The organism is Pseudomonas sp. A1230, assembly GCF_044218825.1.
In the GTDB taxonomy this organism is placed as follows: domain Bacteria; phylum Pseudomonadota; class Gammaproteobacteria; order Pseudomonadales; family Pseudomonadaceae; genus Aquipseudomonas; species Aquipseudomonas iridis.
Window position 1 is genome coordinate 35,226 of sequence record NZ_CP162582.1, and the last position, 23,144, is coordinate 58,369.

Genomic DNA, 23,144 nt, shown 5'->3' on the forward strand with positions numbered 1-23,144 from the left:
TTGCTGTGAGCCGGGATCGGATGCCTCGTAATGGATTTCGAGAAACTGGTTGTTTGGCAGCGAAGCAAATGTCTAGCGGTGGGGATTTTTAGAGAGTTTGCGCGATGCGGGGATTTTGGATTCAAGGATCAGATCACCCGCTCTGCACTGTCAGTGCCTTCCAATATTGCTGAAGGCATGGAGCGTCGGAGTTGCAAAGAGAAGGTTCATTTTCTTTGGATCGCGAAGGCTTCTTGTGGCGAGTTGCGAACCCAAATCCTGATAGGCCGAGATATCGCTTACATCGCAGGACCGCTGGCTGAAAATTGGATTATGGAAACCCGAGAGCTTTCTAGAATGCTGGTCGGGTTGATCAACAAAATTTCTGACTAGCTGTACGCCGACAAGCTTGCCGCTTGAAGCTTACAGCTCGGAGCTTGAATGCAATGAGCCACGTATCTGATTTGATCAGCGAGGACATCCTCGCCTACCTGGGCCAGCACGAACGTAAAGAGCTGCTGCGCTTTTTGACCTGCGGTAACGTCGATGACGGCAAGAGCACCCTGATCGGGCGCCTGCTGCACGACTCCAAAATGATCTACGAAGATCATCTGGAAGCCATCACTCGCGATTCGAAGAAAGTCGGCACTACTGGCGATGATATCGACCTGGCGTTGCTGGTCGACGGCCTGCAGGCCGAGCGTGAGCAGGGCATCACCATCGATGTCGCCTACCGCTATTTCTCCACCGCCAAGCGCAAATTCATCATCGCCGACACCCCCGGCCATGAGCAGTACACCCGCAACATGGCCACCGGTGCGTCCACCTGTGACCTGGCGATCATCCTGGTCGACGCCCGTTACGGTGTGCAGACCCAGACCCGTCGCCACAGCTTCATCGCGTCCTTGCTGGGGATCAAACACATCGTTGTCGCCATCAACAAGATGGACCTCAAGGACTTCGATGAAGGCGTGTTCGAGTCGATCAAGGCTGATTACCTGAAGTTCGCCGAAGGCTTGAAGATGAAGCCGACCAGCATGCACTTTGTGCCGATGTCTGCCCTGAAAGGCGACAACGTGGTGAACAAATCCGAGCGCTCGCCGTGGTACACCGGTCAGTCGCTGATGGAAATTCTCGAGACCGTGGAAGTGGCGGGCGACCGCAACTTCACCGATCTGCGTTTCCCGGTGCAGTACGTCAACCGTCCGAACCTGAACTTCCGCGGTTTCGCCGGCACCCTTGCCAGCGGCATCGTCAAGAAGGGGGACGAGGTCGTGGTGCTGCCGTCGGGCAAGAGCAGCCGCGTGAAATCCATTGTCACTTTCGAAGGTGAACTGGAGCATGCGGGTCCTGGTCAAGCGGTGACGCTGACCATGGAAGACGAAATCGACATCTCTCGCGGCGACCTGTTGGTGCATGCCGACAACGTGCCGCCGGTCACTGACAGCTTCGAAGCGATGCTGGTTTGGATGGCTGAAGAGCCGATGCTGCCGGGCAAGAAGTACGACATCAAACGGGCGACCAGTTACGTGCCGGGCTCGATTGCCAGCATCATCAACAAGGTCGACGTGAACACGCTGGAAGAAGGCCCGGCGAGCGCTTTGCAGCTCAACGAAATCGGCAAGGTCAGGATCGCGCTTGATGCGCCGATTGCCCTCGACGGATACGAAAGCAACCGCACCACCGGCGCGTTCATCATCATCGATCGTTTGACCAACGGCACCGTTGGCGCTGGCATGATCGTCGCTCAGCCTGTTTCGCATGGCACCACGACACACCACGGCAAACTGGCGCATGTGGCGACTGAAGAACGTGCGCAGCGCTTTGGTCAGCAACCGGCCACCGTGCTGTTCAGCGGTCTGTCGGGCGCGGGCAAGAGCACGCTGGCTTATGCGGTCGAGCGCAAGTTGTTCGACCTCGGTCGTGCGGTGTTTGTACTCGATGGCCAGAATCTGCGTCAGGACCTGAACAAAGGTCTGCCACAGGATCGTGCTGGTCGTACCGAGAACTGGCGTCGTGCCGCGCATGTGGCGCGTCAGTTTAACGAGGCTGGTTTGCTGACTCTGGCGGCGTTCGTGGCGCCGAGTGCTGAAGGGCGCGAGCAGGCCAAGGAACTGATTGGCAAGGATCGTCTACTGACGGTTTATGTGCAGGCTTCGCCGACGGTATGTGCAGAGCGTGATCCGCAGGGGTTGTATGCGGCGGGCGGCGATAATATTCCGGGTGAGTCCTTCCCGTATGACGTGCCGTTGAATGCTGACCTGGTGATCGACACTCAGGCGCTGTCGCTGGAAGAGAGCGTCAAGCAAGTGCTGGATCTGCTGCGTCAACGTGGCGCGATTTAAGCGATAAAGCAGCTGCAAGCTTCTGGTTTCAAGCTGCAAGAAAAAGCCCGCCGATGTGCAATCATCGGCGGGCTTTTTTGTGACCTTAAGATGGCTATCGCTGGCAAGCCACCTCCCACAGGGATTTTCAGCGCACACAAATTTTGTGTAAGGCAGAGAAACCTGTGGGAGCTGGCTTGCCAGCGATGAGGTCAGAACAGACGCTTCAAGACTTCGCTGGATACTCGCGGTGCATCTGTTCGAGCAGCGCGTCTTTATCCAGCCACAGCTGATTGATCCAGCCCTGGAACTGCAAACGATACTCACCGTCCTGATCGTAATTCTTGCCGATGAACTGCTGAGGAATCTTCAGCTCTTCAAAGTGCACCACTACGTCTCGCACGTTGCCGCAAAGTAAATCCCAAAATCCCGGGCGCCCGGCTGGGTAGTGGATGGTCACGTTGACGATCGACTCCAACTGTTCGCCCATTGCATCCAGCACGAACGCAATGCCACCAGCCTTCGGCTTGAGCAGGTATTTGAACGGCGACTGTTGCTGCGCATGCTTGCCAGTGGTGAAGCGCGTGCCTTCGACGAAGTTGAAGATTCCCACCGGGTTGTTGCGAAATTTCGCGCAGGTCTTGCGGGTGGTTTCGAGGTCTTTGCCTTTTTTCTCCGGGTGTTTTTCCAGATAGGCCTTGGAGTAGCGCTTCATGAACGGGAAGCCCAGCGCCCACCACGCCAGACCAATCACCGGCACCCAGATCAGTTCTTGCTTGAGGAAGAACTTCAGCGGCTGGATGCGACGGTTGAGTACGTATTGCAGCACCAGAATGTCGACCCAGCTCTGATGGTTGCTGGTAATCAGATAGGAGTGGTTGTAGTCGAGACCTTGCAGACCGCTGATGTGCCAGCGCGTGCGGCGCACCAGGTTCATCCAGCCCTTGTTATTGCTGATCCACGCTTCGTGGGTGTGGCTCATCAGCCAACCGGCGATGCGCTGGGTGAAGGCGAACGGCAAGGCCTTGATCAGCGCCACGCAGAACAGGAACGAGCACAGCAGAATCGTATTGAGCGCCAACAACAGTGAGGCGATCACGCCACGCAGCGGCGCAGGTAGGAAATCCAGCATTTACACATCCATAGGTCGGTTGGCGGCTTGAATCGCGGTGAGGGCGATGGTGTAGACGATGTCGTCGACTTGCGCGCCGCGCGGCAGGTCGTTCACCGGTTTGCGCAGGCCTTGCAGCATCGGGCCGAGGCTGACGCAGTCGGCGCTGCGCTGCACAGCTTTGTGTGTGGTGTTGCCGGTGTTCAGATCGGGGAACACAAACACTGTGGCGCGACCGGCCACCGGGCTGTTCGGTGCCAGTTGCCGAGCGACGGTTTCGTTGGCGGCGGCGTCGTATTGCAGCGGGCCATCGATCAGCAGCGAGTGCTGTTGTTCGTGGGCGAGCAGGGTGGCCTCGCGGACTTTCTCGACTTCCTCGCCAGTGGCCGATTCGCCGCTGGAGTAACTGATCATCGCCACGCGCGGGGTGATGCCGAATGCTGCGGCCGAGTCGGCGCTTTGCAGGGCGATCTCTGCCAGTTCGGTGGCGCTCGGGTGCGGGTTCATCACGCAGTCGCCGTAGACCAGCACTTCCTCCGGGAACAGCATGAAGAACACCGACGACACCAGCGTGCAGCCCGGCGCGGTCTTGATCAGTTGCAGGGCCGGACGGATGGTATTGGCGGTGGTGTTGATCACGCCGGAAACCAGGCCGTCGACTTCATCCAGCGCGAGCATCATGGTGCCGATCACCACGGTGTCTTCCAGTTGCTGCTCGGCCATTGGGGCGTTGAGGCTTTTGGTCTTGCGCAGGGCAACCATCGGCTCGACGTAGCGCTCGCGGATCAGATCCGGATCGAGAATCTCCAGCCCCGGCGGCAATACGATGCCTTGGGCGCGGGCGACCGCTTCGACGTCTTCGGGTTTGGCCAGCAACACACAACGGGCTATCCCGCGTTCCTGACAAATCGCCGCCGCCTGCACGGTGAATGGCTCGCTGCCTTCAGGCAGGACGATGCGTTTGTTGGCGGCCTGGGCGCGCTGAATCAGTTGATAACGGAACACCGCCGGCGACAGGCGCATCTCGCGCGGTGTACCGCAGCGCTGGTGCAGCCAGTTGGCGTCGAGGTGGCTGGCGACGAAATCGGTGATGATCTCCGCACGTTCGCGGTCATCGATCGGGATTTCCTTGTTCAAGCCGTTGAGCAGGTTGGCGGTGTCGTAGGAGCCCGTGCTCACCGACAACACCGGCAGTCCGGCCTGCAAGGCGCCACGGCACAAATCCATGATGCGCGGATCGGGCAGGGTGTCGCTGGTCAGCAACAGGCCGGCCAGCGGCACGCCGTTGATCGCCGCGAGGCTGACCGCAAGGATGATGTCGTCACGATCCCCCGGCGTCACCACCAGCACACCGGGCTTGAGCAGCTCGACGGTGTTGCGCATGGTGCGTGCGCAAATGATGATTTTGGTCATCCGGCGGGTTTCATAGTCGCCGGCGTTGAGCACTTGTGCGCCCATCAGGTCGGCGACATCGCGGGTCCGCGGCGCATTGAGTTCAGGCTGGAACGGGATGCAGCCGAGCAGACGGAAATCACCGCTGCGCAGCAACGGCGAGTGCTCCTTCAGACGTGCGGCAAACGCTTCCATGCTCTCGTCGGTCTTGACCTTGTTGAGGATCACGCCGAGGACTTTCGGGTCCTTCGGACCTCCGAACAATTGCGCCTGCAATTCGACGCGACCGGAGAGTTCGGCGAGCACTTCGTTTTCCGGCGCCGAGACCAGAATCACTTCGGCGTCCAGACTTTTCGCCAGGTGCAGGTTGACCCGTGCGGCGTAACTGGCGCTGCGGGTCGGCACCATGCCTTCAACCACCAGCACGTCTTTGCCGACGGCTGCTTGCTGATACAGGGTGATGATTTCTTCGAGCAGCTCATCGAGCTGGCCATCGCCCAGCATCCGCTCGACATGGGCCAGACCCAGCGGCTGTGGTGGTTTCAGGCCGTGGGTGCGCGCCATCAGTTCGGTGGAGCGCTCAGGGCCGGTGTCGCCCGGATGCGGTTGGGCGATCGGTTTGAAGAAACCGACTTTCAGCCCGGCCCGCTCCAGCGTACGCACCAGCCCGAGGCTGATGGAGGTCAGACCCACACCAAAATCGGTGGGTGCGATAAAAAAAGTTTGCATGCGAATTCTCTAAGGGTGCATGGCAATGGTGGCGATCTATACGTGACTGCCTACCGAAATTCAGGCGCCAAGGTTATCGCTAACCGAGCCTTGAGCGCACCAACCGCAGGCAAAGGGTTGGCCTATTTTTTCAATACGTTGCGCCGGGTCCAGCACCCACGCGCGCGATTGCCACGGTGGCTGGTGGCGCAGGTGCTGAGTGTGGCCACAGGAAAGCTCGGCCACCCAGTGACCGTCCTCGTCCTGATGGAAGCCGGTAATCGTCGAATCCCGTTTGTCCGGGTTGTGTTCGCTTTCGCGCGTTTGCTTCGCTAAACTTGGTCTTTCTATATTCTTCTGCAAAAGGTCTCGCCCCATGCTGATCGCCGCCAATAAGGCTGTCTCCATCGACTATACCCTGACCAACGACGCTGGTGAGGTCATCGACAGCTCCGCCGGCGGCGCTCCGCTGGTCTACCTGCAAGGCGCAGGCAATATCATCCCGGGCCTGGAAAAAGCCCTGGATGGCAAAGCTGTTGGTGACGAACTGGAAGTTTCCGTTGAACCGGAAGACGCTTACGGCGAATACGCTGCCGAACTGGTCAGCACCCTGAGCCGCAGCATGTTCGAAGGCGTTGACGAGCTGGAAGTTGGCATGCAGTTCCACGCTTCGGCGCCGGACGGCCAGATGCAAATCGTCACCATCCGTGATCTGGACGGCGACGACGTCACTGTCGACGGCAACCACCCATTGGCCGGTCAGCGTCTGAACTTCAAAGTGAAGATCGTTGCTATCCGTGATGCCAGCCAGGAAGAAGTCGCTCATGGTCACGTCCATGGCGAAGGTGGCCATCAGCACTGATTTTCTGCGCTAAGCTTCGAGTACTGGAGAGGCGCCTGCGGGCGCCTTTTTTAGTCCGCGGCTGTCCTTGGTGGTCTCGCCAAGTGGCTGTTTCGAGTAGAACACGGGAATCTGGAGTTCGTCATGAGTGCTTTTCACGACCTTAAGTTGACAGCCCTGGATGGTCAGGAGCTACCGCTGGCGCCCTTCAAGGGCCAAGTCGTGCTGGTGGTCAACGTCGCCTCCAAATGCGGGTTGACCCCACAGTACGCGGCGCTGGAAAACCTCTACCAGCAATTCAAGGGTAAAGGCTTCAGTGTATTGGGCCTGCCGTGCAACCAGTTTGCCGGTCAGGAGCCAGGCACCGAACAGGAAATCCAGGATTTCTGCAGCCTCAACTATGGCGTGACGTTCCCTTTGTCGAGCAAGCTCGAAGTCAATGGTCACGAGCGTCATCAGCTCTATCGGCTGCTGGCGGGCGAGGGCGCGGAGTTTCCTGGTGACATCACCTGGAATTTCGAGAAGTTCCTGCTTGGCAAGGACGGTCGCGTGCTTGCCCGGTTCTCGCCGCGCACGGCGCCGGATGATCCGACCGTGATTGCTGCAATCGAGAAAGCGCTGGGCTAACCCATCACGATCAAGAGATCGTCCGATCGCGGCCCGAGCCTTCGGCAGCTCCTACAGGGGACTGCTGGGGCTGCGATCTTTTCGTTTCTATCCCTTAATCATTCAGATCAATAGTGCTGTTCAAGGCGCTCGCCGATCAATATTATCGCCGTCATAAAGTCATTCCCTGCGGAGTCTTCCCATGCCGGTTCAAGCCCTGTTCAAACCGTTCCACCTCGGCACTCTCGAACTGCCGACCCGTGTAGTCATGGCACCGATGACCCGTTCGTTTTCTCCGGGTGGCGTGCCGAACTCCAAAGTCATCGAGTACTACCGCCGTCGCGCTGCTGCTGGCGTCGGTCTGATCATCACTGAAGGCACCACCGTCGGCCATATTGCGTCCAACGGTTACCCGAATGTGCCGCAGTTCTTTGGTGAAGCACCCTTGGCCGGTTGGAAAAAAGTCGTCGACGCGGTACATGCCGAGGGCGGCAAGATCGTTCCGCAGCTGTGGCACGTCGGTAGCGTGCGCCGCATCGGCACCGAACCGGACGCCAGCGTGCCGGCTTATGGTCCGTCGGAAAAACTCAAGGACGGTCAGGTCGTAGTGCACGGCATGACCAAGCAGGACATCCAGGACGTGATCGGCGCCTTCGCCCAAGCGGCCAAGGATGCCCAAAGCATCGGCATGGACGGCGTGGAAATCCACGGCGCCCATGGTTATCTGGTCGACCAGTTCTTCTGGGAAGGCAGCAACCAGCGCACTGACGAATACGGCGGCAGTCTGGCCAACCGTTCGCGCTTTGCCATCGAGCTGATTCAGGCTGTGCGTGCAGCCGTCGGCGAGGGTTTCCCGATCATCTTCCGTTTCTCGCAATGGAAACAGCAGGATTACACCGCACGGCTGGTGCAAACCCCGGAAGCCTTGGGTGAGTTCCTCAAGCCGCTGTCCGACGCTGGCGTGGACATTTTCCACTGCTCGACGCGGCGTTTCTGGGAGCCGGAATTCGACGGCTCCGAGCTGAACCTGGCTGGCTGGACGCGCAAGCTGACCGGCAAACCGACCATCACTGTCGGCAGCGTAGGCCTGGATGGCGAGTTCCTGCAGTTCATGGTCAACACCGACAAGGTCGCAGAGCCGGCCAGTCTGGAGAACCTGCTCGAGCGTCTGAACAAAGAGGAATTCGATCTGGTCGCGGTGGGGCGCGCACTGCTGGTCGATCCGGATTGGGCACTGAAAGTGCGCGAAGGGCGTGAGCAGGACATTCTGCCGTTCAGCCGTGAAGCGTTGATGACGCTGGTTTAAGCGGCGCCATTACTGACCCCTTCGCGAGCAGGCTCGCTCCCACAGGTTTCGCCGGTATTCACAAATCCTGTGTTCACTGGAGATCCCTTGTGGGAGCGAGCCTGCTCGCGAAGGTGGCTTCAAGACCAGTAAAGATCTATGGCAATGTCTGTGCATTAGGGACAACCTGCTCCCCGACGCAAGCCCCCCGCAAATGCCCTTCAAACTGCTCGATAATCGCCGCCCACCCCTGGCGACTCGCATGCTGGCGCGCATTCAGGCGCACGCAGCGCAACGTTTCATACTTCTCCAGCAACCACGCCGCCGCATCGCAAAACGCCTCTTCATCGCCCGGCATCGCCAGCACGCCGCTGTAGCCGTGGCGAATATGCTGCGCCGCCGCTGCCTGATCGTAGGCCACCACGCCAAGCCCTGAGGCCAGCGCTTCGAGCACGACATTGCCAAAGGTTTCGGTCAGGCTCGGAAACAGAAACACATCGCCGGACGCATAGTGCGCGGCCAGCGCTTCACCGCGCTGCGACCCGCAGAAAATCGCCTCGGGCAAATCTTTCTCCAGCGCCATGCGTTGCGGCCCGTCGCCGACCACGATCAGCTTCAGAGTGCGCTGTGGATAAGTGTCGCGCAGCTTTTCAAAGCAGCGTTTGAGCAAACCGAGGTTTTTCTCTGGCGCGAGCCTTCCTACGTGAATCACCGCAATATCGCGCTCGCCTAGCCCCCATTGCTCACGCAGGGCGTTCAGGCGTTTGGCCGGGTGAAACAACTGGCTGTCCACACCGCGGGACAGCAACGCCAGTCGTTCGAAATGCCGCCGCTCCAGTTCGAGTCGCTGACTGATACTCGGCACCAGTGTCAGCGCCGAACGGTTGTGGAACCAGCGCAAATAATGCGTCAGGAGCCGCGTCAGCAAGCCGAGGCCGTACTGGCTGGTGTATTGCTGGAAATTGGTATGGAAGCCACTGACCACCGAAATCCCCAGACGCCGCGCCGCTCGCAACGCCGACAGACCGAGCGGGCCTTCAGTGGCGATGTACAGCACGTCCGGACGCTGGTGCTTCCAGCGCCGCAGCAACTTGTGCATCGACGACTGGCCCCATTGCAATCCTGGATAGCCCGGCAGCGGCCAGCCCCGGCACAGGAGCAAGCCATCGTCTTCAGTACGCTGCGGATCGCCGGCCTGACGTGGGCGTATCAGGTCGACCCGATGTCCACGCGCTCGCAGTCCATCGCACAAGCGGCCAAGGGTGTTGGCCACGCCGTTGATTTCCGGTGGGAAGGTTTCGCTGATCAGAGTGATATGTAGAGCTGTCGTCATGACCTCAGTGTCGGCTGAGGCCATGTCGTGCTTGTGACGTTCGGATGATGGATTTGTGACGGGCTGTTTTTGAGCGCCTCAGCGCTGAGTCACGAGATTCTCGGCACCGCGCTCACGTACCCAAAACAACGTTGCCCCAGCCACCGCGGCCGGCATCATCAGGATGTTGACCACCGGAATCAGCAGCACCAGATACACGATCCCGCCGAAGCTCATGCTCTGCCAGCGCTTCTCGCGCAGCCAGGCGAGCATCTCGTTCCAGCCCAGTTTGTGGTTGTCCGCCGGGTAGTCGATGTACTGGATCGCCATCATCCACACGCCGAACAACAGCCACAGCGGCGCGGCGATGATGTTCACCACGGGGATGAACGAGAGAATGAACAGGCCGAGCGCCCGAGGCAGGAAGTAGCCGAGTTTGCGCATTTCCCGGGCCAGGGTACGCGGGACCATGGCGACCAGCTCACCCCAGCTGAAGGCCGGGAAGTCGTCGGTGCCACGCACCACCACTTCGACTTTTTCCGCGAGGAAACCGTTGAACGGCGCAGCAATGATATTGGCCAGCATGGTGAACGTGAAAAACACCATCAACGCCACCAGCACCACGAACAGCGGCCACAGGATATAACTGAGGAAACTCAGCCACTCGGGCAGCGATGGCATCAGCGTGTCGACCCACAGGCTGAACTGGTGGCCGGCCAGATAGATCAATCCGACGAACAGCACAAGGTTGATCGCCAGCGGCAGCAACACGAACAGGCGCAAGCCGGGACTGAGAACCAGTTTGAGGCCTTCACGCAGGTATTGCGGGCCAGACAGAACAGGGGCGGGCATAGGGTGCTCCGAGCAAGGGAAAACGCGCCGACCTTACCGACTTTGCACCACGTGCGAAAGCGCGGTAGAGCGATCGACATTCACTGTAACAAAGACGTCCTTCTCGTCAGTGTCTCGGCATAGAGACCACCTATGAGCTGGATTGTTAAACCGTATTTCCTTAATCTTGCCCCCCTCGATACGCTGCACCCAACTTTTTACAGGACTGTCGAGCTCATGCCTTCCCCAAGGTTATCCACAGTCCTTTTTTATTCCGCCGGCAGTCCGGCGTCCGCGCCAGCTGTATTGGCCGGTCAACAGGAGCAGATTCATGTCTGAAGTCCGTCATTCGCGAGTGATCATTCTCGGTTCCGGCCCTGCCGGTTATAGCGCTGCGGTGTATGCCGCGCGCGCCAACCTCAAGCCACTGCTGATCACCGGCATGCAGGCTGGCGGTCAACTGACCACTACCACCGAAGTCGACAACTGGCCGGGTGACGTCCACGGTCTGACCGGTCCGGTGCTGATGGAGCGCATGCGCGAGCACGCCGAGCGTTTTGAAACCGAGATCGTTTTCGATCACATCAACGCCGTCGACTTCGCTTCCAAGCCATACAGCCTGACCGGCGACAGCGCGACCTACACCTGCGACGCCCTGATCATCGCCACCGGTGCCAGCGCTCGTTACCTGGGCCTGCCGTCGGAAGAAGCGTTCATGGGCAAAGGCGTTTCGGCCTGCGCGACCTGCGACGGTTTCTTCTACCGCAACAAACCGGTTGCAGTGGTTGGCGGCGGCAACACCGCTGTTGAAGAGGCCCTGTACCTGGCCAACATCGCCAGCACCGTGACCCTGATCCACCGTCGCGAAACCTTCCGTGCCGAGAAGATCCTGATCGACAAGCTCAACGCTCGCGTGGCTGAAGGCAAGATCATCCTCAAGCTCAACGCCACCCTCGACGAAGTGTTGGGCGACAACATGGGCGTGACCGGTGCACGTCTGAAGAACAACGACGGCAGCTTCGACGAAATCACTGTCGACGGCGTGTTCATCGCCATTGGCCACACTCCGAACACCTCGCTGTTCGAAGGCCAGTTGACCTTGAAAGACGGTTATCTGGTAGTGCAGGGCGGCCGCGACGGCAACGCCACTGCGACCAGCGTAGAAGGCATCTTCGCCGCCGGCGACGTGGCCGACCATGTTTACCGTCAGGCCATCACCTCGGCCGGCGCCGGTTGCATGGCGGCACTGGACACCGAGCGTTACCTGGACGGTCTGCAGAACGCTTCGTTCTAAATCGCAGACATAAAAAAACCGGCCGATTGGCCGGTTTTTTTGTGCTCGGGTTTCAGGTTCAACACAGTTCCAGTGTGGGAGCGAGCCTGCTCGCGAATGCGCTGTTTCAGTCGACATCAATGTCGAATGTCAGTCCGTATTCGCGAGCAGGCTCGCTCCCACAGGAATTGGGTTTGCAGCTGAAGTTAGCGGCGGGTCAGGGGCTGGGCGGTGAATTTCACGCCGGCCAGGCCATGCTGGATCAACGCCCGAATATTGCCGTGATCACTGCCCTCAGGCGTGGCCACTACCGAGCGGTAATGCTCGCCGAACGCCAGCAGCGCTTCTTCGTCACTCAAGCCTTCCAGCAGCGCCAGACCCAGGGTCTTGCACGAGCCTTCGTTCTGCCCGGCGGCGTTTTCCACGCCACCGTTGTTGAACGCCTGAGGCTGGTAGTCATAGCCCGCGGCGATGAAGGCCAGGGTGTCGGCGAAAGCGTGTTCGCCGCTCTTGAGGCTGGCGCGCAGGGTGTTCAGGTCACTCATGGGTTTTTCCTTTGGCGAACGCCGCTTGTTGCTCAGCGCTGGCTTCTTGCTGAAATTGGGCTTTCCACTCGGCGTACGGCATGCCGTAAACCACTTCACGGGCGTCGTCGAGGCTGACCTCGATCTGGCGCTCGTCGGCTTCGGCCTTGTACCACTTCGACAGGCAGTTGCGGCAGAACCCGGCGAGGTTCATCAGGTCGATGTTCTGCACGTCCTTGCGGCTGTCCAGGTGCGCGACCAGCCGGCGGAAGGCGGCGGCTTCGAGTTCGAGGCGTTGTTGCTCGTTCATGGGAGTCTCTGCGAGACAGCTTCAAGCGACGAGCTTCAAGCTGCAAGATGGTTGGCGGTGATACGAAGTTTACAGCTTGGCGCTTGAAGCTTGAAGCTAGCGGCTCGCTGCAAGCGTGATTGACACCGACTCGGCAAATCGCAGCGCGTGTGGCTTGTCGACTTCGACTTCGGCGTACAGCACCGATGCGTTGGTCATCACCAGATCGAGCAATTCCTGGGTCAGGCGCTCGAGCAGGGCAAAACGATTGCCCTCGACGTGGGCGATGATTGCCTTGGTGATGGTGCGGTAATTGAGCGCGTGGTCGATGTCATTGTCACGCACCGCTTCTTGCGCGGCGTACAGGATGGTCAGGTTGATCAGCACATCCTGCTTGTTGAGGATTTCGTCCTCGTTGATCCCGATAAAGGTACGCAAGCGCAGATCCTTGACCCGGATACGCGCCATTCCCGGCTGAAGTTGTGGCATTTACTTGCTCCGTCCAATCAATTGCAGGAACTCCTGACGGGTGTTGCTCGAGTCGCGGAAGGCGCCGAGCATGACCGAGGTGTTCATGGTCGAATTCTGTTTTTCGACACCGCGCATCATCATGCACATGTGTCTGGCCTCGATGACCACCGCAACACCGGCGGCATCGGTAACCTGTTGCACCGCATCGGCAATTTGCCGGGTGAGGTTTTCCTGAATTTGCAGGCGTCTGGCGAACATGTCCACCAGTCGCGCGATCTTCGACAGCCCCAGCACTTTGCCAGTGGGAATATAAGCCACATGGGCCTTGCCGATGAAGGGCAGCAGGTGATGTTCGCACAATGAGTACAACTCGATGTCGGCGACGATGATCATCTCGTCGCTGTCAGAGGCAAACAGCGCGCCATTGACGATCGTGTCCACGCTCTGCTCGTAGCCGTGACACAGGTATTGCATGGCCTTGGCCGCCCGCGCCGGCGTATCGAGCAATCCTTCACGGTCGGGATCTTCACCGAGGCCAATGAGGATTTCACGGTAGTTCTCGGGCAGGGAGCGGGTCATCGAACATCCTCGCGGGACAGCGTTATTTGACGTGCCTTCCGCCATTGACGGTCAGGGTCGTGCCGGTGACGTAAGGGTTGTCGAGCAGGTAGCGCAGGCTCTGGTAGATCACTTCGCTGCCGGGTTCGATGCCCAGCGCGGATTTGGCCAAGGCCTTGGCGCGGTACGCCGCGTCGTCGTCGGGATTGAACAATAGCAGGGCCGGCGCAATGCCGTTGACCTTGATCGCCGGCGCATAACGGGCGGCGAAGGACAGGGTCAGGCTGTCGAGCCCGGCTTTGCTGGCGCAATAGGCGATGTGTTTGCTGCTGCCTTTGCGGGTGACATCGTCGCTGATGTGGATGATGTCAGCGGGTGTCGACTGCTTGAGCAGGTCGGCGCAGTGCAGGTTGATCAGATAGGGCGCGAGCATGTGGATGTTGACCATGCGGTTGAACGCTTCGGCTTCGCTGCCTGGGGTTTCCGCGAGCCAGTCGGAGGCGTTATGCACGATTGCCCGCAGGCTGTCGGTGTGGGTGTGCAGTTCGGCGATGAACGCGAGGATGCCGGCTTCGCTGGAGAAATCCGCGAATACCCCTACGGCGCCCAGATCACGCAGCGTTTGCACCCCGGGACGATCGCTGCGGTAGGTGAAAATGATGCTGTAGCCGTCTTCGAGCAAACGTTGCGCGCAGTGCAGACCGACGCGTTGGCCGGCGCCAGTGATCAGGATCGGGGCGGAGGTTGTAGTCATGAACGGCTCGCGTCGCGGTGGGTGCAAAAACTATAACAGCGGCGGGCCTGAAAAGATCGCAGCCTTCGCCAGCTCCTGCACTGCGTAAATGTTGCAGCTGTGCAGGAGCACTCGAGTGCAACGAGGCCGCGATCTTTTAGCGGTTCTGCGCGGACGGCGTAACCGGCAACGGACGCGCCGGCGTGCTGTTCAACCAGTTCGCCAGCAACCGCGTCGACAACGGGATAAAGAAATAAACCATCAGCGGCGTCAGGCACGCCGTGCTGATCAACACTTTCGGCAAAAGGCTCATGTCAGCGAGCAACGGGCCCACGACAAAATTGAACAACAGCGACACCGGAAAGAATGCCAGCCAGATCGCAATCGCCTGTTTCCAGCGCGGCGGGCGCTGGCCGACTACGCTTGTACCGAACCAGCCTTCGATGCCACTGACACGATGCTCTTTGGGATGGGCAAACAGATCGCTGCCACGATCCAGCCAGGCGGTACGCGAGGCCGAATGCTCCCAGGCATGCAAAGTCTGTTCATCGACAAAACGGAAGATAATCTGGAATTCGTTATCGCCAGGCGGCGGTGCGAGCACGCCGGAGCCCAGATAACCGGGGAAATCGGTGGCCAGTTGTTCGCCTTCGCGCAGCCAGGCGATCAGATCCTGATAGCGGCCATCGGCGACGCGACGCGCAACCATCAGCGTGACGGGGGAAGTAGACATTGTGTATCTCCGTATCTCGATTGCGTCACTCCGGGTAGGAGTTTCGCCTGACGCAAGGCCGGGGTGGAGGCCTGCGCTTTTCGGCAAGCAAGGATTATTCCTGATTTTCGTGTTTAAACCAGAGACTTTCGTCGCATATCTCCACTTGAACGCAAACAGGGCATCAGAGGTAGAATGGGATCCAATTCACAAGACCGGAAGTTGGCCAAATGCCTGTGATGACAGACGCGCACGCTGATTCTCAGACATCTGCTGCGCTTGAGTGCGAGGACCTTTTCCCTATCCGCGAAGTCGCGAAGGTGACAGGGGTCAATCCGGTCACCCTGCGCGCTTGGGAACGTCGCTATGGCTTGATCCAGCCGGTGCGCACCGACAGTGGGCATCGGCTGTATTCGATGACCGAAATCGAGCGTGTTCGCAGCATCGTCGACTGGATTGATCGCGGTGTGGCGGTCAGCAAGATCGGCAAGATCCTCGCCAAGACCGAACCGCTGAAAGTCCTCGCGCACATCATTCCCGATGAACTGGTGCAAGCCGACTATCTGCAATGGCAGGTGCAACTCCAGCAGGCGATCAGCTCTTTCGATGATCAGCTACTGGACCAGGTCTACGGTCAGATCTTTTCTTCTTATGCGTTGCCCGTTGTATTTCAAGACATCCTGATGCCGTTATGGCTGCAATTGTTGCAGCGTCAGGATGCCTTCGGGCAGACCAGCGAATGGCTGTTCTTTGACGGATTTCTTCGGGCGCGTGTGTTGCATCGGATCATCACCCTGCGTGGCTCGCAACCGCGACGGGTGATCGTCAGTGCACTGGCCGGGCAATGCCGGGAGCTTGAGTTGCTGGTGGCGGCATTGTTTCTGAGTGGCAATGACTCAGGCGTTCGGGTGTTGACCACCGGCCAGCCGCTCGATGAGCTGACCCTCATTTGCGAAAAGACCAAACCTGACGCACTGGTGCTGTTTTCCAATCACGCCCCGAGTGCCGATTTGCCCCGGCGTCTGAATCGACTCGCCTTAAGTCTTGATTGTCAGCTGATGCTCGCTGGCGATGCGTCTGATCTGGCGCAAGAGAGCCTGGCCGGAACATCAGTGGCGTGCCTGGGTAATGAAGGGGCGAACATGCGTCAGCGCATGACTCAGTTTCTGGCGGGGAAGCTTGATACCTGAGAATCAGGTGTGCAGGGCAGGGTGTGTCAAACGATGTTGCTGCAGGATGAATTGTCGAAGACGCTCGGTTTCGTCGCTGTCTGTCTGGCTAAGTTCGTAGGCGTAGAAACCACTTTCGGTTTCGCGCTCGAAACTGCCGCGCAATGCGATCCGCTCATAACCCGAAGGGCTGAACCACAGCGCGAAGTGCTTGGGCGGTTTGGTCTTGTTGCGCACTTCCAGCAGTACGCCTTTGTGTGAAACCTCGTGAACCCACAGCGTGCCCGCCTGACCTTTGGCATTCTCCAGCGCCACCGGCTCTTCAAGTGCCAGCCGCCACGGACGAACCATCGGGCCATCTTCGTAGATGCTTGGCACACCGAGACGCAGGTGCAGCGCATGAAACTCGTCTTCCACCAGATGCAGCGGAAACGTCATTTGCTGGTTTTCGAAGTTGGCCTGAATAGTCACTTGTTCGTGAGCGGCCAGACGTGTGAGCAAATCACGGATTTGCGAACCGCCGTTAACCAGCAGGCTCGACGTCGCATCCCGCACATTGAGCTGCGGGTTGTGCTGCATGGTCTGGATAAAATCCAGCTCATCCTGGGTCAGGAGTGCGTCGCGTTGCATGGCTAACTCGAAAGGAATAGTTACAAAGTCATTGGTGATTGTAGTTAATGACAACAAGTTCGATGGTTTGTTTTAACCGTTTGTCGCTTTCAAAGCGGCGATTTCCGCTTCCAGGGCAGCGACCTTGGCTTCCAGCTGCGCGACACGTTGCTGAGCCTTGACCTGAATCGTCACATCCTTTTGCACGCCGATAAAGTACGTCTGCCCGTCGTCGGCATTTTTTACCGTTGAAAGCGACAATTCACTCCAGAACGGCGTGCCGTCCTTGCGGTAGTTACGCAACACCTCCCGGCACGAGCCGTTGGTACGCAATGCTTCGCGGATGAATTTCAGGCTCTCCTGGTCACGGTCTCCGGCCTGCAGAAAACGGCAGTCCTGGTAGAGGGTTTCTTCGCTGGTGTAACCGGTCAGGCGTTCGAAGGCCGGGTTGACGTAAATCAGGATGTTGTCCCGTTCGCCCTCCCTTTCCGCGACCGAAATTCCGTCGTTCGATGCGTTGATCATCATTTGCAGCAAACTGGCGCTGATCATCCGTGATTCCCCTCAGAGCTGTCAGTGGCACGCATTCTAGAAGATCGGCGATGCCTGTCCATAGGCCATCAGCGCTCATTGAGAGCGAATCGCAACTTCACGGCTGAGGCTGTTACTATCGCCGTTCTTTTTTTCAGCTTCAGGATCAGATTGATGAAAGTCGCCATCCTCTCCGGTTCGGTCTACGGCACCGCCGAAGAAGTCGCCCGCCACGCCCAGAACCTGCTGAAAGCCGCTGGCTTTGAAACCTTCTACAGCTCGCGCGCCAGTCTGGCCGAGGTTCAGGCTTTCGCGCCTGAAGCGTTTCTCGCCGTGACCTCGACCACCGGCATGGGCGAGTTGCCGGACAACCTGCAACCGTTGTATTCGATGATCCGCGATCAATTGCCGGCCGCCTGGCGTGGTTTGCCCGGTGCGGTGATTGCCTTGGGCGATGCGAGTTACGGCGACACCTTCTGCGGTGGCGGTGAGCAAATGCGCGAACTGTTTTTCAGCGAGCTCGGCCTGCGTGAAGTGCAAGACATGCTGCGCCTCGATGCCAGCGAAAGCGTCACCCCGGAAACCGACGCCGAGCCGTGGCTGGCGGATCTGATCGGCGCGCTCAAGGGCTGATCGCCCGCTCGCGCAGCAGCGCCAGCCAGGCTTGCGCGGCCTTCGACAGATAGGCGCCGTGGCGCCAGATGAAAGCGATGTCCCAGCGCAAATAATCCGGCGCTCGCAAGGCCAGGCGTACGACGCCTGGTCGCACCAGACCGCGCGCCACGACGCTGGGCAACAGCACCACGCCTTGCCCGGCGGCGACCAGCGCCGCGAGAAAATCCGCCTGACCACTGCGCCCGCCTTCCTTGGGCGTAAAGCCCATTTGCTGACACGCCTGGAGCAAGCGGTCATTGAGCACGAAGCTGCGTTGATACAGCAGGAACGGCGTGTCGGCCAACTCCTCCAGCCCGATCTCGCCCCGATTCGCCAGTGGATGATCCACCGGCAGCAGGGCGTCGAGTTTTTCGTCGCAAAACGGCTGACAGTCGAACTGCGCATCCTTCGGCATCAGGCTGCCGCCCAACTCCAGTTCGCCACTCAACACCGCTTGCTCGATGTTGCGACTGCCGCCCTCAAGCAGCTGAATGCTGATGTTCGGATAGCGCCGTCGGTATTCGGCGAATGCTCCGGCGAACAGCGCATCGCTGCCCAGCAACGGCAAACCGAGGCGCAGTTCCCCACGCGCCAGCTGACTCAGGTCATCCAGTTCGCTGAGCAACTCATTACGTAGACGCAGCATGCCTTCGGCGCGTTGCAATACCACGCTGCCGGCGGCCGTCAGGCGCAGTTGTGAGCCAAGGCGCTCAAGCAATGGCGTGCCAATGCTTTGCTCCAGCTGTGCGACTTGTTTGCTCACGGCCGACTGGCTGATGTGCAAGGTTTTTGCGGCTTGAGTGAAACCGCCCTGATGCATGACTTCGACAAAACTGCGCAGCTGTTTGAATTCCATAAGAGGATTCCATTTTGGAATGGTTGTGAGTCTAACAATTCGCTTTAGGGATGGTAGAGCGCTTCGTAAAATGAGCCTCTGTAAGGAGCTGATCATGAACACCGCTACCCTCAAATACCTTTCCCGCCTGGTGACCGAACTCGCCGTGCTGCTCGGTCTTTACCTGCTCGGCTGTCAGCTGGCGGTATGGCTGGCCTGGCCCATTCCCGGGGGTGTGATCGGCATGGTGCTGTTGCTGCTCGCTTTCGCTTTCGGTTGGGTCAAACCGGCGGCATTGCAATTGGGCGCTGGCTTGCTGATGGCCGAGATGCTGCTGTTCTTCATTCCTGCGCTGATGAGCCTGCTCGATTACGGCACTTTGCTGCGCAATGACGGCTGGCGGATCCTGCTGGTCATTGCTGCCAGCACGTTGATGGTGATGCTGGTGACCGCGTTCACCGTGGAACTGGCCGTGCGCATGAGGCGTTCCCATGAAACTTGAACTGATGCCGATGTTCTGGCTGGCCTTCACGCTGTTGGCTTACCTGTTCAGCCGCTGGATTTATCGCCGCACCGGGCGTTATCTGTTGTCGCCGCTGATTCTGGTGCCGGCGCTGCTGCTGGCGCTCGCCGTGCCGCTGCACACCGCTTACGCCGAATACTCGAGCAATACCCACTGGCTGATGCTGGTGCTCGGTCCTGTTACCGTCGCCTTCGCCGTGCCGATCTGGCAGCAGCGGCGCTTGTTGATGCGGCACTGGTCGGCGTTGCTGCTGGGCATGCTGGCCGGCAGTACTGCGTCGATCGCGACCTCGTTCGGCCTGGCCAAGGCGCTGGCGCTCGACAGTTCGGTGACGATGTCACTGGTGCCGCGCTCGATTACCACGCCGTTTGCCATGCCTATGGCCCAGGATCTGGGGGGCGTGCCGGAACTGACCGCGGTGTTCGTGATGTTCACTGGCGTGTTTGGCGCGATGCTCGGTGGCGTGTTGCTGAAGTGGCTGCCGTTGCGCAGTGCCTTGGCGCGCGGCGCGCTGTTTGGTGTCGGTGCGCACGGCGCCGGTGTCAGCCGGGCCCATGAAGTGGGCGGCGAAGAAGGCTCCGTGGCGGGCCTGGTGATGGTCTTGACCGGCTTGCTCAATCTGTTCGCCGCACCTTTGTTGGCGTCGTTGCTTTGACATGGATCCAAGGAGTTTGCATGGCTGACCCGTTCAGTCATCAAGCTGGCTGGCAATGCAACTACGCGATCGACTGCGCCGACTAGACTGCTGACACGAGCAGAACAATAAGAACGCAGAGGTGCACACAGTGAGCGTAGCCCCCGTCCAGTCGTCCCTTAATGTCAAAGAGCAGGTCAGCGCCGCCGAGTGGCAGACCCGCGTCGATCTCGCCGCTTGCTATCGTCTGGTCGCGTCGCATGGCTGGGACGATCTGATCTTCACGCACATTTCTGCCAAGGTGCCGGGCACCGAAGATTTTCTGATCAATCCGTTCGGCCTGATGTTCCACGAAATCACCGCGTCGAGCCTGGTGAAAGTCGATCAGGCCGGCAACAAACTCATGGACAGCCCCTACGAAATCAACCCGGCGGGCTACACCATTCACAGCGCCGTGCATGAAGTGCGGCACGATGTGGTTTGCGTGCTGCATACGCACACCGCTTCGGGCGTGGCGGTGTCGGCGCAAAGGCAAGGCGTGTTGCCGATCAGCCAACAGTCGCTGTTCGTGCTGTCGAGCCTGGCGTATCACGGCTACGAGGGCGTGGCGCTGAACCACGAAGAAAAGGCGCGCTTGCAGGCCGACCTCGGCGAGAACAATTTCCTCATGCTGCATAACCACGGTCTGCTGACCTGTGGCGGCACCATCGCTGATACCTTCCTGATGATGTTCACCTTCCAGCGCGCCTGCGACATTCAGGTGATGGCCCAGACCGGCGGCGCTGAACTGATCGCCATCGAACCGCAGATTCTGGCAGGCGCCAAGGCAATGATCGCCGGCGTGACCAAAAGTGCTCAAGGCATGGGTGGAGCGCTGGCCTGGCCGGCTCTGCTGCGCAAACTCGATAAACACGACCCTGGATATAAACTCTAATGCCTCTTGCCGAGATTCCACTGTGTGTCTGGCGTAAACGCAGCCAGACGTTTGTCTTTCGAGGTCAGACGATCCGTTACTGGATGACGGGGCAGGGTGAGCCGCTGCTGCTGATCCATGGCTTCCCGACCGCCAGTTGGGATTGGCATTACCTGTGGCAACCACTGGCCCAGCGTTATCGAGTGATCGCTTGCGACATGCTGGGTTTCGGCGATTCGGCCAAACCGGCCAATCACCGCTACAGCCTGCTTGAGCAGGCCGATCTGCAACAGGCGTTGCTCGCGCATTTGCAGGTCGAACAGCCTGTTCACATCCTCGCTCACGATTATGGCGATAGCGTCGCGCAGGAGCTGCTAGCCCGGCACTACGAAGACAAAATCGAAGTCGCCAGTTGCGTGTTCCTCAACGGTGGTTTGTTTCCGGAAACCCATCGTCCAGTACTGATGCAAAAACTGTTGCTAAGTCCGTTGGGCTGGATGATCGGCCGTGCCTTTACCCGCGATGCATTGGTGAAAAGCTTTCGCCAGATTTTCGGTCCGCTGACCGGGCCGACCGAGAGCGAGCTGGACGATTTCTGGAGCCTGGTCGACAGCAATCACGGCCCGCGCATCATGCACAAGCTGATTAACTACATCCCCGAACGGCGGGAGCAGCGTGATCGCTGGGTGGCGGCGATGCAGCGCGGCGAAGTGCCGATGCGGGTGATCGATGGTGAAGTCGATCCGGTCTCGGGTGCGCACATGGTCGAGCGCTACCGGGAATTGATACCGGATGCCGACACCGTGCTGTTGCCGAATATTGGCCACTATCCGCAGATCGAAGCGCCGGTGCACGTGCTCAAGCACTACCTGGCGTTTCGTGACCGTTTTGCGCTGCCACCGCGCAAAGTGGCGTGTTCCTGACAGATCTTTTGGTCTTTTAATTGCGCTGCACATCATCCCCCAGCCTTATCGCGCACCATTCAGCCCCAGCCGTGTTCGTTGTGACCGAAAGCCCCGTGCCTGACACTCGGGGTCACTGTCCTTGGCCTGCTGGAGTTGCCGCGATGAATGAGTCTGTGCGTTTCGAAGATAAAGTCGTGATTGTCACCGGAGCCGGCGGCGGCCTCGGACGGGCGCACGCTTTGCTGTTCGCCAAACAGGGCGCCAAGGTGCTGGTCAACGACCTCGGCGGCTCGACTCAGGGCGAAGGCGCCAATGCCTCCGCTGCCGACCGCGTCGTCGCCGAAATCCGTGAAGCCGGCGGCACCGCCGAAGCCAACCACGACTCCGTCACTGACGGCGACAAACTCGTGCAAAACGCCCTCGACGTCTTCGGCCGCGTCGACGTGGTGGTCAACAACGCCGGCATCCTGCGCGACAAGACCTTCCACAAAATGGACGACGCCGACTGGGATCTGGTTTACCGCGTCCACGTCGAAGGCGCCTACAAAGTCACCCGCGCCGCATGGCCGCACCTGCGCGAGCAAAACTACGGCCGAGTGATCTTCACTGCTTCAACTTCAGGCATCTACGGCAATTTCGGCCAGTCCAACTACGGCATGGCCAAGCTCGGTCTATACGGGCTGACCCGCACTTTGGCCATCGAGGGCCGCAAGAACAACATCCTCGTGAACGCCATCGCGCCAACCGGCGGCACGCGCATGACCGAAGGACTGATCCCGCCGCAAGTGTTCGAGCAACTGAAACCGGAACTGGTCAGCCCGTTGGTGGTGTATCTGGCCAGTGAGCAGTGCCAGGAGACTTCCGGGTTGTTCGAAGTCGGCGGTGGCTGGATGGGCAAGGTGCGCTGGGAACGCAGCCTCGGTGCCGGGTTCGATCCGCGCGAAGGCTTCTCGCCGGAAGATGTAGCGGCGCACTGGCAGCAGATTTGTGATTTCGAAGGGGCGGCGCATCCGAAGGACAATATTGAGGCACTGAAGGAGATGATGGCGAATTTGCAGAAGTATTCACTCTGATCGCGATTGCTCTTCGACAGGGCCTGCTCAAGTCCTGTCGCCCCGTACTGCCTCCTCTGCCTGAAAATCGATCACCCATAAAAAAGGCCGCTGCAAACGCAGCGGCCAAGGTAAGACGTTGGATCAAGGAGCTACAAATCAACGTCAGTGAACACCGGGGCGATAAACCGAATCATCGATTCATCTGAAATCTGTCAACAGTGGCCTGAATTGCTCAGTAGCCAAGGCTGGGGGCTTTCGGCGCATGCCGTGAAAGCCCGCTCAGAATACGGTTTCAGCCCTGTAGGAAAAATACGGATTCCAGACATGCACTGTTACGGGGCATGCAACAGTCTGCAAAGGCTGATGT

The 23,144-nt window shown here is 59.3% G+C and carries 27 protein-coding genes; 13 read left to right on the plus strand and 14 right to left on the minus strand.

Features of this window, described 5'->3' with window-relative positions; genetic code table 11:
* Window positions 1-30: 30 nt before the first annotated feature.
* Entirely contained in the window at window positions 31-372 is a 342-nt protein-coding gene (locus AB4P97_RS00185; protein WP_047299783.1) for a four helix bundle protein, read from the plus strand.
* A 53-nt stretch (window positions 373-425) separates the two neighbouring features.
* Window positions 426-2,324 (plus strand): sulfate adenylyltransferase subunit CysN, encoded by a 1,899-nt coding sequence (cysN, locus tag AB4P97_RS00190; RefSeq protein ID WP_200611127.1) that lies wholly within the window; start codon window positions 426-428, stop codon window positions 2,322-2,324.
* Between the two features lie 205 nt (window positions 2,325-2,529).
* Here cysN and AB4P97_RS00195 read toward each other — a convergent pair whose 3' ends face one another.
* Genes AB4P97_RS00195 through AB4P97_RS00205 form a run of 3 tightly spaced genes read right to left on the minus strand, consistent with a single transcriptional unit; the run spans window position 2,530 to window position 5,922 of the window.
* Complete coding sequence (locus tag AB4P97_RS00195; RefSeq protein WP_042557685.1) at window positions 2,530-3,435, minus strand: acyltransferase; 906 nt, start codon at window positions 3,433-3,435, stop codon at window positions 2,530-2,532.
* Window positions 3,436-5,535 (minus strand): phosphate acetyltransferase, encoded by a 2,100-nt coding sequence (pta, locus tag AB4P97_RS00200; RefSeq protein ID WP_042557686.1) that lies wholly within the window; start codon window positions 5,533-5,535, stop codon window positions 3,436-3,438.
* Window positions 5,536-5,595: 60 nt separating this feature from the next.
* Window positions 5,596-5,922, minus strand: a complete 327-nt coding sequence (locus AB4P97_RS00205) for a DUF3565 domain-containing protein (RefSeq protein WP_042557687.1) — start codon at window positions 5,920-5,922, stop codon at window positions 5,596-5,598.
* On the opposite strand from AB4P97_RS00205, the gene AB4P97_RS00210 reads away from it, so the two are divergent.
* The 3 genes from AB4P97_RS00210 (at window position 5,891) to AB4P97_RS00220 (ending at window position 8,267) form a co-directional block, all read left to right on the plus strand.
* The gene (locus tag AB4P97_RS00210) at window positions 5,891-6,376 is read left to right on the plus strand and encodes a peptidylprolyl isomerase (protein ID WP_042557688.1); all 486 of its coding nucleotides are present in this window, start codon (window positions 5,891-5,893) and stop codon (window positions 6,374-6,376) included. The two genes, AB4P97_RS00205 and AB4P97_RS00210, sit on opposite strands and share 32 nt — an antisense overlap.
* Window positions 6,377-6,499: 123 nt before the next feature.
* The gene (locus AB4P97_RS00215; protein WP_042557689.1) at window positions 6,500-6,982 is read left to right on the plus strand and encodes a glutathione peroxidase; all 483 of its coding nucleotides are present in this window, start codon (window positions 6,500-6,502) and stop codon (window positions 6,980-6,982) included.
* A gap of 181 nt (window positions 6,983-7,163) precedes the next feature.
* Window positions 7,164-8,267, plus strand: coding sequence for an NADH:flavin oxidoreductase (locus AB4P97_RS00220; RefSeq protein WP_261736750.1), 1,104 nt, complete (start codon window positions 7,164-7,166; stop codon window positions 8,265-8,267).
* Window positions 8,268-8,403: 136 nt separating this feature from the next.
* Here AB4P97_RS00220 and AB4P97_RS00225 read toward each other — a convergent pair whose 3' ends face one another.
* On the minus strand, window positions 8,404-9,603 hold the full coding sequence (locus AB4P97_RS00225; protein WP_395601920.1) for a glycosyltransferase family 4 protein: 1,200 nt from the start codon (window positions 9,601-9,603) through the stop codon (window positions 8,404-8,406).
* Between the two features lie 54 nt (window positions 9,604-9,657).
* Window positions 9,658-10,410: a sulfate transporter CysZ gene (gene cysZ, locus AB4P97_RS00230; protein ID WP_047299788.1), complete on the minus strand. Its 753-nt coding sequence runs from the start codon at window positions 10,408-10,410 to the stop codon at window positions 9,658-9,660.
* Between the two features lie 310 nt (window positions 10,411-10,720).
* Between cysZ and trxB the strand changes: the two genes are divergently transcribed.
* The gene (trxB, locus tag AB4P97_RS00235) at window positions 10,721-11,683 is read left to right on the plus strand and encodes a thioredoxin-disulfide reductase (RefSeq protein WP_042557693.1); all 963 of its coding nucleotides are present in this window, start codon (window positions 10,721-10,723) and stop codon (window positions 11,681-11,683) included.
* A 185-nt stretch (window positions 11,684-11,868) separates the two neighbouring features.
* Here the strand turns inward: trxB and AB4P97_RS00240 are convergent, their stop codons facing one another.
* The 6 genes from AB4P97_RS00240 to AB4P97_RS00265 all read right to left on the minus strand — a co-directional run bounded on the left by AB4P97_RS00240 (window position 11,869) and on the right by AB4P97_RS00265 (window position 14,970).
* A complete protein-coding gene (locus tag AB4P97_RS00240) occupies window positions 11,869-12,207 on the minus strand; it encodes a HopJ type III effector protein (RefSeq protein ID WP_047299789.1) in 339 nt (112 codons plus the stop codon).
* Entirely contained in the window at window positions 12,200-12,496 is a 297-nt protein-coding gene (locus AB4P97_RS00245; RefSeq protein ID WP_042557694.1) for a DUF1244 domain-containing protein, read from the minus strand. Before AB4P97_RS00245 ends, AB4P97_RS00240 begins: the two co-directional genes overlap by 8 nt.
* A gap of 96 nt (window positions 12,497-12,592) precedes the next feature.
* Entirely contained in the window at window positions 12,593-12,964 is a 372-nt protein-coding gene (folX, locus tag AB4P97_RS00250; protein WP_016771653.1) for a dihydroneopterin triphosphate 2'-epimerase, read from the minus strand.
* Window positions 12,965-13,525 (minus strand): GTP cyclohydrolase I FolE, encoded by a 561-nt coding sequence (gene folE / locus AB4P97_RS00255; RefSeq protein WP_042557695.1) that lies wholly within the window; start codon window positions 13,523-13,525, stop codon window positions 12,965-12,967. It abuts the gene before it with no gap.
* A 22-nt stretch (window positions 13,526-13,547) separates the two neighbouring features.
* Window positions 13,548-14,258 carry a dihydromonapterin reductase gene (gene folM, locus AB4P97_RS00260; protein WP_395601921.1) on the minus strand — a complete coding sequence of 237 codons (711 nt, stop codon included), beginning with the start codon at window positions 14,256-14,258 and terminating at the stop codon, window positions 13,548-13,550.
* Window positions 14,259-14,394: 136 nt separating this feature from the next.
* A complete protein-coding gene (locus AB4P97_RS00265; protein ID WP_042557697.1) occupies window positions 14,395-14,970 on the minus strand; it encodes an antibiotic biosynthesis monooxygenase in 576 nt (191 codons plus the stop codon).
* A 209-nt stretch (window positions 14,971-15,179) separates the two neighbouring features.
* Here AB4P97_RS00265 and AB4P97_RS00270 point away from each other — a divergent pair, with 209 nt between their 5' ends.
* Window positions 15,180-16,139, plus strand: a complete 960-nt coding sequence (locus tag AB4P97_RS00270; protein ID WP_042557698.1) for a MerR family transcriptional regulator — start codon at window positions 15,180-15,182, stop codon at window positions 16,137-16,139.
* 3 nt (window positions 16,140-16,142) lie between these two features.
* On the opposite strand, the gene AB4P97_RS00275 is transcribed toward AB4P97_RS00270, so the two are convergent.
* The gene (locus AB4P97_RS00275) at window positions 16,143-16,748 is read right to left on the minus strand and encodes a hypothetical protein (protein ID WP_042557699.1); all 606 of its coding nucleotides are present in this window, start codon (window positions 16,746-16,748) and stop codon (window positions 16,143-16,145) included.
* Window positions 16,749-16,820: 72 nt separating this feature from the next.
* Entirely contained in the window at window positions 16,821-17,279 is a 459-nt protein-coding gene (locus AB4P97_RS00280; RefSeq protein WP_042557700.1) for a PAS domain-containing protein, read from the minus strand.
* 153 nt (window positions 17,280-17,432) lie between these two features.
* On the opposite strand from AB4P97_RS00280, the gene AB4P97_RS00285 reads away from it, so the two are divergent.
* Window positions 17,433-17,891, plus strand: a complete 459-nt coding sequence (locus AB4P97_RS00285; protein WP_042557701.1) for a flavodoxin — start codon at window positions 17,433-17,435, stop codon at window positions 17,889-17,891.
* Here the strand turns inward: AB4P97_RS00285 and AB4P97_RS00290 are convergent.
* Window positions 17,881-18,768, minus strand: a complete 888-nt coding sequence (locus AB4P97_RS00290; RefSeq protein WP_047299793.1) for a LysR family transcriptional regulator — start codon at window positions 18,766-18,768, stop codon at window positions 17,881-17,883. The two genes, AB4P97_RS00285 and AB4P97_RS00290, sit on opposite strands and share 11 nt — an antisense overlap.
* A 94-nt stretch (window positions 18,769-18,862) precedes the next feature.
* Between AB4P97_RS00290 and AB4P97_RS00295 the strand changes: the two genes are divergently transcribed.
* The 5 genes from AB4P97_RS00295 to AB4P97_RS00315 all read left to right on the plus strand — a co-directional run bounded on the left by AB4P97_RS00295 (window position 18,863) and on the right by AB4P97_RS00315 (window position 22,795).
* Window positions 18,863-19,249, plus strand: a complete 387-nt coding sequence (locus tag AB4P97_RS00295) for a CidA/LrgA family protein (RefSeq protein ID WP_042557703.1) — start codon at window positions 18,863-18,865, stop codon at window positions 19,247-19,249.
* Window positions 19,239-19,925, plus strand: a complete 687-nt coding sequence (locus tag AB4P97_RS00300) for an LrgB family protein (RefSeq protein ID WP_042557704.1) — start codon at window positions 19,239-19,241, stop codon at window positions 19,923-19,925. The genes AB4P97_RS00295 and AB4P97_RS00300 overlap by 11 nt, the downstream gene beginning before the upstream one ends.
* 130 nt (window positions 19,926-20,055) lie before the next feature.
* On the plus strand, window positions 20,056-20,838 hold the full coding sequence (locus AB4P97_RS00305) for a class II aldolase/adducin family protein (protein WP_042557705.1): 783 nt from the start codon (window positions 20,056-20,058) through the stop codon (window positions 20,836-20,838).
* Window positions 20,838-21,740 carry an alpha/beta fold hydrolase gene (locus AB4P97_RS00310; RefSeq protein ID WP_047299795.1) on the plus strand — a complete coding sequence of 301 codons (903 nt, stop codon included), beginning with the start codon at window positions 20,838-20,840 and terminating at the stop codon, window positions 21,738-21,740. The genes AB4P97_RS00305 and AB4P97_RS00310 overlap by 1 nt, the downstream gene beginning before the upstream one ends.
* A 143-nt stretch (window positions 21,741-21,883) precedes the next feature.
* Window positions 21,884-22,795, plus strand: coding sequence for an SDR family oxidoreductase (locus AB4P97_RS00315; protein WP_008084967.1), 912 nt, complete (start codon window positions 21,884-21,886; stop codon window positions 22,793-22,795).
* Window positions 22,796-23,144 lie beyond the last annotated feature (349 nt).